10 protein-coding genes and 1 other RNA gene are annotated in these 11,353 nt (G+C 50.5%); all 11 read left to right on the top strand.

Annotated features, from left to right (window positions below; all coding sequences use genetic code 11):
* The first annotated feature begins 226 nt into the window (after window positions 1-226).
* The 11 genes from LQ229_RS26400 to LQ229_RS26350 all read left to right on the top strand — a co-directional run bounded on the left by LQ229_RS26400 (window position 227) and on the right by LQ229_RS26350 (window position 11,038).
* Window positions 227-1,489, top strand: coding sequence for a UDP-N-acetylglucosamine 1-carboxyvinyltransferase (locus LQ229_RS26400; protein WP_216540251.1), 1,263 nt, complete (start codon window positions 227-229; stop codon window positions 1,487-1,489).
* Between the two features lie 94 nt (window positions 1,490-1,583).
* The gene (rho, locus tag LQ229_RS26395) at window positions 1,584-2,885 is read left to right on the top strand and encodes a transcription termination factor Rho (RefSeq protein ID WP_216540250.1); all 1,302 of its coding nucleotides are present in this window, start codon (window positions 1,584-1,586) and stop codon (window positions 2,883-2,885) included.
* Between the two features lie 49 nt (window positions 2,886-2,934).
* Window positions 2,935-4,203, top strand: coding sequence for a radical SAM protein (locus tag LQ229_RS26390; RefSeq protein WP_216540249.1), 1,269 nt, complete (start codon window positions 2,935-2,937; stop codon window positions 4,201-4,203).
* Window positions 4,204-4,357: 154 nt separating this feature from the next.
* Window positions 4,358-4,555 (top strand): 50S ribosomal protein L31, encoded by a 198-nt coding sequence (rpmE, locus tag LQ229_RS26385; RefSeq protein ID WP_216540248.1) that lies wholly within the window; start codon window positions 4,358-4,360, stop codon window positions 4,553-4,555.
* A gap of 411 nt (window positions 4,556-4,966) precedes the next feature.
* Window positions 4,967-5,234: signal recognition particle sRNA large type (ffs, locus tag LQ229_RS26380), an RNA gene on the top strand.
* Between the two features lie 202 nt (window positions 5,235-5,436).
* Complete coding sequence (locus tag LQ229_RS26375) at window positions 5,437-6,894, top strand: ATP-binding protein (protein WP_356712158.1); 1,458 nt, start codon at window positions 5,437-5,439, stop codon at window positions 6,892-6,894.
* A 118-nt stretch (window positions 6,895-7,012) separates the two neighbouring features.
* Window positions 7,013-8,794 carry a DNA polymerase III subunit gamma/tau gene (gene dnaX / locus LQ229_RS26370; RefSeq protein ID WP_216540247.1) on the top strand — a complete coding sequence of 594 codons (1,782 nt, stop codon included), beginning with the start codon at window positions 7,013-7,015 and terminating at the stop codon, window positions 8,792-8,794.
* Window positions 8,795-8,826: 32 nt separating this feature from the next.
* Window positions 8,827-9,138: a YbaB/EbfC family nucleoid-associated protein gene (locus LQ229_RS26365; protein ID WP_216540246.1), complete on the top strand. Its 312-nt coding sequence runs from the start codon at window positions 8,827-8,829 to the stop codon at window positions 9,136-9,138.
* A 53-nt stretch (window positions 9,139-9,191) separates the two neighbouring features.
* Complete coding sequence (gene recR / locus LQ229_RS26360) at window positions 9,192-9,791, top strand: recombination mediator RecR (RefSeq protein WP_216540245.1); 600 nt, start codon at window positions 9,192-9,194, stop codon at window positions 9,789-9,791.
* 676 nt (window positions 9,792-10,467) lie between these two features.
* Entirely contained in the window at window positions 10,468-10,758 is a 291-nt protein-coding gene (locus LQ229_RS26355) for a DUF2508 family protein (RefSeq protein ID WP_216540244.1), read from the top strand.
* Between the two features lie 16 nt (window positions 10,759-10,774).
* Entirely contained in the window at window positions 10,775-11,038 is a 264-nt protein-coding gene (locus LQ229_RS26350) for a pro-sigmaK processing inhibitor BofA family protein (RefSeq protein WP_216540243.1), read from the top strand.
* The last annotated feature ends 315 nt before the right edge of the window (window positions 11,039-11,353 follow it).

Raw genomic sequence — 11,353 nt, 5'->3', positions numbered from 1 at the left:
CCCTTTGAGGGGCAAGCCCGAGACCGCTCGCGGTTGGCAGACTTTCAGTGCGCCTTCTTAGGCGCTTGCTAGTACCATGCCCTTATAGGGCTGATGGAAGCCACCGGCTAAGCCGGTGGTTATGACTCAGAAAATAAGCGGCAAAGCGATTTCTATTGTCTATCGACTTTTTGAAATGCAAGAGTAACTATTTTTCTGGCTGCATGTGTAGGGGGAACCTGGATTCATGGAAAAATTAATGATTTGCGGCGGCAAGCCGCTGCGCGGAACCGTTCAAATCAGCGGTGCCAAGAATAGTGCGGTCGCTTTAATTCCGGCGGCTATCTTAGCAGAGTCCGAAGTCGTCTTGGATAATTTGCCGAAATTGAGCGATGTAGCGACATTTAAAGAGATTCTAGAATTACTGGGTGCAACCGTAACATGGGATGGGAATCAAATGCGGATCAATCCGAGCCAATTGAAATCCATTCCGATGCCGAACGGACATGTGAAGAAGCTGCGCGCATCCTATTATTTAATGGGAGCGTTGTTAGGGCGCTTTGGGGAAGCGACGATCGGCATGCCGGGAGGATGCAATTTCGAACCTCGGCCGATCGACCAGCATATTAAAGGATTTGAGGCGCTTGGCGCGCAAGTATCCAACGAGCACGGTTCGATTCATATTTCCGCCAAGGAATTGCGCGGAGCCAAAATCTATCTGGACGTCGCCAGTGTGGGGGCAACGATTAACATTATGTTAGCGGCCGCCAAGGCGAAAGGTTCGACAATTATTGAAAATGCGGCGAAAGAGCCTGAAATTATAGATGTAGCGACATTATTAAATGCCATGGGTGCCAAAATCAAAGGAGCGGGCACGGAGACGATCCGCATCGAAGGCGTTGACGGATTGCAAGGCTGCAGGCATTCGATCATTCCGGACCGCATTCAAGCGGGGACGTATATGATCGCGGCGGCGGCGACGCGCGGGGATGTCCTGATCGACAATGTCATCCCGAAACATATGGAGGCGTTAACGGCCAAGCTGCAGGAAATGGGCGTACATATCTATGAAATGGACGAATCCATCCGGGTAGTCGGTCAGCAAGAGTACGAGAGTATCGATGTCAAGGCGTTGGTATATCCCGGTTTTGCCACCGATTTGCAATCTCCGATGACCAGTTTGCTGTCTCAGGCGAAGGGCGTTAGCATTTTATCCGATTTCGTATACAGCAACCGCTTTAAGCATGTGCCCGAACTGATTCGCATGGGCGCCAAAATTCGCGTAGAAGGGCGTTCCGCCATTATCGAAGGTTCGCCGCTGATTGCCGCGAAAGTAAGAGCCGCCGATTTGCGCGCGGGCGCATCGCTCGTCATTGCGGGCCTTACGGTCCCGGAAGGAATCACGGAAGTAGCGGGCGTAGAGTATATTGATCGCGGATACGATCAATTGGTTACGAATTTGCGGAATCTCGGCGCGGACGTATGGCGTCAAACCGATTCTGAAACATGACCCGCGAATAATAGACTGGAAAAAAGGGAATCATGACAATTATATTTCATCGTGCAATACTAGCAAACTTATAAATTGAATAGGTGGTTCGATAATGGATTTACAAATTTCCGATCTGGAAGAAATGAAATTAACCGAGTTATACAAACTCGCCAAGCAGCACCAAATTCCGTATTACGGACAGTTGAAGAAAAAAGAGCTGATTTTCGCCATTTTGCGCGCGCAAGCCGAGAAAAGCGGCCTCATGTTTATGCAGGGAGTATTGGAAATTTTACCGGAAGGCTACGGTTTCCTAAGGCCGATTAACTACTTGCCCAGCGCCGAAGACATCTACATTTCGGCATCGCAAATTCGCAAATTCGATTTGCGGACCGGGGATTTGGTTTCCGGAAAATGCAGGGCGCCCAAGGAGAATGAGCGGTATTTCGGATTGCTGCAAGTCAATGCAGTGAACGGCGAAAATCCGGATCATGCCGCAGAACGATTGCACTTTCCGGCATTAACCCCTCTATACCCGCAACAAAAGCTAGTTCTCGAAACATCCCCAACGCAACTTTCTACTAGAATTATGGATCTTCTGGCTCCTGTAGGTCTCGGTCAACGCGGATTGATCGTCGCGCCGCCCAAAGCGGGGAAAACGCTTCTGCTCAAAGAGATTGCGAACAGCATTTCCACCAACAACCCTGAAATCGAATTATTCGTGTTGTTGATCGACGAGCGTCCGGAGGAAGTGACCGATATGCAGCGTTCCGTCAAAGGCGAAGTGATCGCTTCCACTTTCGACGAGCTGCCGGAAAACCATATTAAAGTGGCTGAGCTTGTGCTGCAGCGGGCGCTTCGTCTCGTCGAGCACAAGAAGGATGTCGTCATCTTAATGGATAGTATTACACGATTGGCCCGCGCTTATAACCTCGTCGTGCCGCCGTCCGGCCGGACGCTCAGCGGAGGGATCGATCCCGCCTCGTTCCATCGTCCGAAACGCTTCTTCGGTTCGGCGCGGAATGTGGAGGAGGGCGGAAGCTTGACGATTCTGGCAACGGCGCTCGTCGAGACGGGCTCGCGCATGGACGATATTATTTATGAAGAGTTCAAAGGAACCGGCAATATGGAGCTTCATTTGGACCGGAAGCTGGCGGAGCGCCGCATTTTCCCGGCGATCGATATGCGCCGTTCCGGTACGCGCCGCGAAGAAGTGATGCTGACGAAGGAAGAGTTGGATAAAGTATGGGCCATTCGCAAAAATATGAATGATACCCCGGATTTCGTCGATAATTTCTTGAAAAAATTGGCGCAAACGAAAACGAATCAGGAATTTCTGGCCTCGCTCGATACGCCGCAGAACGGCAATGGCGCTCTGCGCAGAACGACAAGATCCTCTGCGTCGACGATGTCGTAACGCGTAAACCGGACGGCCGTTCAGAGGACGGAAGATAGGAGTAAACCCGATGAACTTGGTCTATGCAGACGAACAAGGAAATGTCTTCGATCATCCGACGCTCGTGGGATTAGCCCGCACCGCCGATATGATCGTCGAAATATACGAAGACGAGTTGATACCGCTCCCGGATGGAGCGACATTGGTCAGCTTGCCGTACACGCGGCCGATCGGCTTCGATCCGGACACGGGCGAGATGGTTCCTCTCCAAGGCGGCTATCAAGCGGTTGGAGCTCTGCTGCCGCAAGGATATACCCGGCTTTGTCTTCCCAGCTATGTCAAGACGGATAAATCGCAGAAGCTCCCTCTGTTCGGTTACGCCGCCGTCGTGTGGAAGGATGACGCCTTCTACGTAACGGCTCGCGTAAGCGACGATCCGGAGAAATGGAACCCGCTCCATTGCGATCCGGAAGAATTGAAAATACAAGTAGACCGCATCTTGAGCCAATATCCGGACAACCGGCTGTACCGGCATTTGTCCAACTGTGCGCTCGGATACGAATGCCTCACGGCTTCCAATACGTTCTTGAACCGCTGGGAAGGGGCTGTACCGGTATCGTACTCCTGCAACGCGGGATGTTACGGCTGCATCTCCGAGCAACCGGACGACAGCGGATTTCCGGCGCCGCAGACGCGCATGAATTTCAAGCCGGAAGTCGACGAAGTCGTGCAAATTATGCTGGAGCATTTGAAGACGCCCGAGTCGATCATCAGCTTCGGCCAAGGCTGCGAAGGGGAGCCTTCGACGCAAGCGAAGATCATCATCGACGCGATACGGCAAGTTCGCGAACGTACCCAGATGGGGTATATCAACATCAATACGAACGCCGGATTGACCGATCATATTCGCGCCATTGTGGATGCCGGCCTCGATTTGATGCGGGTAAGCACGATCAGCGCCTTGGACGATCATTACAACGCGTATTACAAGCCGCGCGGCTATACGCTGGCGAATGTGGAGAAATCGCTTCGCTATGCCGCCGATCGCGGAGTTTATACTTCGATCAACTATTTAATCTTCCCCGGCGTAACCGACCGCGAGGAAGAGGTGGAAGCGATGATCGAGTTTGCGCGCCGTACCGATTTGAAGCTCATTCAACTGCGCAACTTGAATATCGATCCGGAAAGTTATTTGGAGCTCATTCCGAAGGCGCAAGGAGAAGTGCTCGGCATGAAGCAGGCGATCGATATTTTCCGGGCGGAGCTCCCGGATGTAGTCATCGGATCGTATACGCATGTGCCTCCCGACGATTTCAGGAAGGTGCGGAACGTGCGATAGCGATTGATATACGGCGGCTTCCGGCGAGGGTGCGCCCAATAAGTCTTCCAATATAATACGGTTGCAACATTTTTAGTTTTCGTGTTATAATCCACTCATGTGTCTATATATCTCTGGGTCCGCATGCGACTCAGGGCGGAAAGAGGTGACTTCGATGAAAGAAGCGATTCAACCGACGTATCATCTGACCACAGTTACTTGTGCTTGCGGCAACACGTTCGAAACAGGCTCCGTAAAGCCTAATCTTCGTGTAGAGATTTGCTCCAATTGCCATCCGTTCTTCACAGGTAAACAGAAATTTGTGGATGCAGGTGGTCGTGTCGATAAATTCAAGAAAAAATACGGCATGTAATTTGTACGGAACGAAAGAAGCTGTCCTGACGATCAGGACGGCTTTTTTTTGTGTATTCCGGAGCGGCCCCGATGCAATTCAATCCGGAGCGACTACATTTAACGATAAATTGTGAAGTTATTTTGTTCTGAAGTAGTAACTTTTGAGAATTAGAGGTATTTTATGGAGTTGATTTCCATGAATTTGACGAATAGGTTGATTTTCAACAAATTAACGGTAGTTTTTACTGTAAGTAGAGTGTCCAGCCGGTAGGACTGATGAATTAGCGCCAGATTTTGGAGCTAATCATGAAGAAGCGCGATCGTATGCGTTTCACTAATTATCATGCCGCCTTTTTGCCCAGCGCATTAGTTCTTACAATTTCTTCATAAGGTTGCTCTTTGTTCTCGAATCGTGTTATACTTATGCTTACCGTGCTAGATGGGGAGGTAGCGGTGCCCTGTAACTCGCAATCCGCTGTAGCGAGATTGAATTCCTGTTAGAGGTCTTGTCGATGTGAGGCTTGGTATTTACATGCGATGTTGACGGTTGGGTCCTTCGCAATGCGTGTCTATGAACCCGGTCAGGTCCGGAAGGAAGCAGCCGTAAGTAGAATTTCGCATGTGCCGGGGGATAGCCTAGCCTGAGTCGAGGTGTAAAGGTGCCGCTCGGATCGCAACGATCAATAACAGGTGCACGGCTTAACTTATCGCTGAAATGAATGAAGACTGTTCTGTAAGTCTAGTAGGACTTTAAGAATGGTCTTTTTTGCGTTTTCCGGATGCAATATTGGTGTTCGAAACGGCCGTTTTTGCGTACATCCGTTCTTTTTTCTTTTGGAAGGGAAGGAAAATACAACCACAAAATCGAATGTATAGAACAAACAGATTTCCGTTATCGAGGTGAATCGATTGACATTCGAACCTTATAAGCATCGTGCGAGCATATCGGAAAACATGTTTCAATTCTATGCGGATAAATTCCCTTGCGCTATGATGCTGTCTGTTGATCGTCACGGGAAGGTGGCATACTGCAACCGGTTATTTTGCGAAACGACAGGGTATCGTCGCGAAGAAGTCGTTCGGCTTGCAGTAAGCAAGTTCATACCGGATTCCATGGAAGAATTGGAACGCAGCTATTTTACGGCCGCCTTGCGGGATGAGACCCTGACCGTGTCGCTGATCGCCAAATCGGGCGAGACGCTGTCGCTGCAATTGACCTATATAAACGCCGAAATGGAAGGGGAAAGCTATCGCCTCCTTATTTTCCACGATAAGCGGCATATTGGGGAATTGAACTTGCTGCAGCAGTTTTCCGGCGCATTTATTCGAGATGTGAATCTCGGCGTTATTTTATTGGACATGAATTTCAGGTTGATGGATATTAGCGAAATGGCATGCAGGGTGCTGGGGCTCGTGCGCGAAGACGTTCTGAACCGCCCGATTCATGAATTGTTCGCGGGAATGCCGATGGAGCATCAGCTGGTGCAGCGCGCTTTGCTGGATGGGGTTATCGTTCGAAATCACGCCGTCACTTGGATGAATAACCAAGAACGGTACGAACTGTTGATGGATTCCAATCTGCTGCGCGACGATAAAGGAAATACGGTCGGGGCGTATGTCATATTTAAGGATGTAACCAACCTTCGCTCGCTCGAAGAACAGATGCAGCGCAGCGACCGGCTGGCGATGATCGGCCAGATCGCCGCGGGTACGGCCCACGAAATTCGCAACCCGCTTACCTCGATTCGAGGGTTTTTGCAAATGTTCAAAAAGACGCTGCGGGAAAAAGGAATGAGCAGAGAGTACTCTTACACCGAAGTGATGCTTTCGGAAATCGATCGAATTAACGAGCTTGTCAGCGAGTTTTTGTTGTTAAGCAAGCCGAAAGACATTACGTTCGATCATGTCGATGTCGTTACCGTAATCAATGAAATGTTGCCGATTATTACCAATGAAGCCCTCCTGCACGACGTCAGCGTTCACTTTCACCCGGCGGGACGCTTGCCGCGGATTGTAGCGGATCGGGAGCTGCTTAAACAAGTGTTTTTGAATATTTGCAAAAATGGAATTGAAGCGATGACGGAAGGAGGGACATTGACGATTACGGTGCGGGCGGATACGGACTCGGATTCCAAAGTTTTGATTGAGGTGCATGATACGGGTCCGGGTATTCCGGCTTTTTTGATCGACAAGATTTTCGATCCCTTTTTTACGACGAAGGAGAACGGCACCGGGCTCGGGTTATCGGTCTGCCAACGCATCGTGCACGACCATGGCGGCTCTCTTCGCGTTTCGTCCAAAGGCTTCGGAACGACGTTCACCATCAGCATTCCATACGATAAGGAGTTCGCAAAATAGCGGGCGAAAGAACGCGCGCGACCTTTTTCGGGGCGAGGCGGTTTTTTTGCAACTTGCGATGTAGTATAATGATAAACAAACGTTCACGTAACAAGGATGTTGAAATGAGGGTTCCGCGATGAGTCATATAGCGTTGTACCGTGCTTGGCGGCCGCAGTCGTTCCAAGACATGGTGGGACAAAAACATATTATACAAACATTGCAAAACTCGCTGCGGGAACAACGATTTACGCATGCATATTTGTTCAGCGGCCCGAGGGGAACCGGGAAAACGAGCACTGCCAAAATTTTGGCCAAAGCGGTCAACTGCGAGCGCGGACCGGCGGAGGAGCCGTGCAATGAATGCGGCGCTTGCGTAAGAATTACGGCAGGCTCCGTGATGGACGTCATTGAGATTGACGCCGCTTCCAACCGCGGGGTGGACGAAATTCGCGATTTGCGCGAAAAAGTGAAATACGCCCCAACGGAAGTGCGCCAGAAGGTGTATATTATCGATGAAGTCCATATGTTGACGACTGAAGCCTTTAACGCGCTGCTCAAGACGTTGGAAGAGCCCCCCGCCCATGTTATCTTTATTCTGGCGACGACAGAGCCGCATCGGCTGCCGGCAACGATCATTTCCCGCTGTCAACGGTTCGATTTCCGCCGCGTCTCGCTGGAAGAACAGGTGGAGCATTTGCGCCGGATTTGCGAGCGCGAAGGGGTTCGCGGAGACGACGACGCTTTGCAGTATATCGCTCGTCTGTCCGACGGGGGGATGCGCGATGCGATCAGTTTGCTGGACCAGATCGTTTCCTTTACGGGGGAACATATTACGTATCGGCATGTGCTGGATATTACCGGCGGGATGGCCGCCGAACAGTTTGCCGGATTGGCTGCGGCGATTCGGAGCGGCGATGTCGGCGCCGTTCTGCAGACGATCGAGCAATTGATGCAGGACGGGAAAAGCCCGGACAAATGCATGGAAAATTTGATTTACTATTTCCGCGACCTGTTAATGATCAAGATGGTGCCGAATGCGGAAGCGTTAACCGACCGCCTCGTGGATCCGTCGCGGTTCCGGGAGACGGCGGATGCGTTTGAGCAGGATCGGCTGTTTCAAATGATCGACATTTTAAATCGTTATCAGACGGAAATGAAATATGCGGCTGCGCCGCAAACGCTATTCGAGGTCGCCCTGTTGAAAATTTGCACTTTGCAAAACGTCCCTTCCGCTCCGGCCGCGGCTGCGGCGGCTTCCTCCGCTCCGGCGGAGTCCGCCGTGGTCAAACAGCTTGAGCAGAAAGTCGCGTCGTTGGAGGCGAAAATCGAGCAATTGTTGAAGACGGGCGTCCAGGCCGGGCAGGCCGCCTCGAGCGGCTCCGCCGGGTCGTCCAGAGGGGCGGCAAAGCCTTCCGCCTCAGCCGGACGGGCTTCGATCGCCGCGAAGTTCCCGCCGCAATTCGAAATGTATCTGTCCCGGAAGGACGATGCCGATTTTACGCATATTCGTACGCAATGGAGCAGAGTGCTGCAGCGGGTCAAAGAGGAGAAGGTAACGGTGCATGCCTGGTTCGTCGACGGCGAACCGGTATCGGCCGTTGACGATGCGGTGCTCGTCGCGTTCAAAAACACGATACACCGCGACACGACGGAACGCGCCGCCAATAAACAACTGATCGAGCAAGTGCTTGCGGAAGTGTTCGGCAAACCGCTTAAGCTCGTTACGATGCTGTTGAAAGATTGGGCCGCCTCCTTGTCCGACCGGGAAGAGGCCGGCGGCGAACTGCAATGGGAAGCCGGAGAAGCTTCGGCGGACGGCGATGGCGGAGCGGCCCGGGAATCCGGGCGGCAGCCGTGGATTGACGAGGCGATCCAAATGTTTGGCGAAGACCTCGTCGTGGTCAAAAAGGATGAATGAACAATGAGATTACGTAAAGGAGACGAAAAACGATGAACAATATGAATCAAATGATGAAACAAGTGAAAAAAATGCAGGAGCAAATGCTGAAAGCTCAAGAAGCATTGGCCGAAAAAACGGTGGAAGGAAGCGCCGGCGGCGGTGTCGTTACCGTGCAAGTGAACGGCCACAAGAAAGTGTTGAGCGTTGCGATCAAGCCGGAGGCGGTAGATCCGGACGATGTGGAAATGCTGCAAGATCTCGTCCTGGCGGCGGTTAACGACGCGCTCTCCAAAGCGGAAGAATTGGCCAACGAAGATATGGGCAAATTTACAGGCGGCATGAAAATTCCAGGCTTGTTCTAAGTAACGTTTGGCGATTTATGCAATTGATTTGACAATAGAAGGAGAACCTCGCATTGTATTATCCCGAACCGATCTCGAAATTGATCGACGCCTTTACGCATTTGCCCGGCATCGGTCCGAAGACGGCGGCGCGGCTTGCGTTTCATGTGCTGCGTATGCAAGAGGACGATGTGATCGATTTTGCCAAGGCGCTCGTTAATGTAAAGCGCAACCTTCATTATTGCTCGGTATGCTGCAATATTACCGATGTGGACCCGTGCCGGATCTGTCAGGATAAAACCCGCGACGCTTCGACGATTTGCGTGGTGCAAGAGTCCAAAGACCTTGTCGCCATGGAGCGCACGAAGGAATACCAAGGGTATTACCATGTGCTGCAAGGCGCGATATCGCCGATGGAAGGAATCGGTCCGGACGAAATCCGAATGGCGGAATTGTTGAAACGTCTAAGCGACGAGCGCGTGCAGGAACTGATTTTGGCGACCAATCCGAATATTGAAGGCGAGGCCACGGCGATGTATTTATCCCGGTTGGTGAAGCCTTTCGGCATTCGCGTGACGCGGATCGCGCACGGCTTGCCGGTCGGCGGCGATTTGGAGTATGCGGATGAAGTCACACTCTCCAAAGCGTTGGAGGGGCGACGAGAATTAAGTTAGTATGCGAGAGAGAGTCTCGGACGTTTGTCGGTGGCTCTTTCTTTTTATGCGGATGTATCGCGGATTCATCCATAAGGAATGAAAGTACCCTAATAGCGAATTTAAATTCGTTAATAGGGTATTTTTGTTCCAAGTCAATGGAGAATTGCCGGAAATCCGCCTGTAATAAGGCATTTCGGGTCTTTATTAAGGCATTTCGGCACTAGCGTTGCATTAAATCTTCTAGCTGGGATGCGGTACCATGGAAATATAACGGATTTCCGAGGTCTTATTTTTTGAATTCCAGTCGAATATTTGGAATTAACGGATTTTCGAACCGTTAACATGTCGCGATCGGCTGAGAATCCTTGGTTTTGTGGAGTTTCGACAAAAATAGAGCCCTCAAAATCCGCTAACACCGCCAAAACAGCGTTATTGGATTAAATAAGGCCTCCAAAATCCGTTAACCTTGTTCATCCCTATCGCAATCATCGGCTTGAAACGCAGTAAAACAATCGGTGCAACGCTAGTGGCATTTCGGTTCCTTTTTGAAGCGATTGCGGTGAGAATCGTGTCTGGAGGCCGTTTCGGAAAGTTTGTCTCGAGAATTTCGGGTTCTAAGTTTGTCCTCTCGTCGAATATGAATTAGGTAACGGCATCTTTGCGAGAAGGTTGCAGTTTAGGGGAGGGGCAGCTTATGTGGTTAAAAACTTTTGCTTCGAAATTCGGCAAAAAGAAGGCGGAGAAGCGGCGTCGGCGCCCGAAGCGCCGGAGAATGGGAACGCCTGAGTATGAGGCGAAACTACAATTATATGAAGATATTCGAAATGCGCACAGACAGTGGGAACAGGCGTACTTCGTTTTTCACGAAGCGCTGGGAGACGATCAGGTGGATTACGCGATTTATATGTTGGAGGCCGCGGAGAAAAAGTACGAGATTTTATTGAAAAAAGCGAAGGTAGAAAAGTTGAGCGTGCTAAGCATTTGATAAGGGGGGGATAATTATGAAGTTGTTTCTATCGGGGGTACTGGTTGTTTCTCTATTGCTGCTTTTGTATACCGTGGTGAAACAACGGCTGTCGCTGCGGTGGCTTAAGGCGCTCGCTATTAATGTCATCTTGGCGGCGCTGATGATCTATGTCGTTAATTTTTCGGGTTTGTTCTCCGATCTGTACATTCCGTTGAATCCCGCGACGATGGGGACGGCGGCGTTGTTGGGAGTGCCTGGAGTATTGCTGATGATTTGTATTAAATTGACTTTGTTTTAGTCATTGACTTTCAGATCGGGTATATGATATTCTAATCATCGTGTCGTCGAGAGCATTTCGGTGTTCCGATTGAAAGAATTGCAATTGGAAAAAATAAGTGCTTGCAAATATCTTAGACGATATGATATATTATAAAGGTCGCCGCTGAAACGGCGACGAAGTAAGAGAGCAACAACGCAATACACTAGATTTGTTCTTTGAAAACTGAACAACGAGCGAATTAAGCAACAATAAATTGAGAACGACAAGTTCTCGTCAGCAACGAAATTTGAGCTATTCGGCTCTTTCATATTCGGTTTTGTCGGCTTTGCCGAT

It is taken from the genome of Paenibacillus sp. CECT 9249, assembly GCF_918697855.1.
Classification (GTDB): Bacteria; Bacillota; Bacilli; order Paenibacillales; family Paenibacillaceae; genus MSJ-34.
This window is presented reverse-complemented; position numbering and strand designations above follow the sequence as displayed.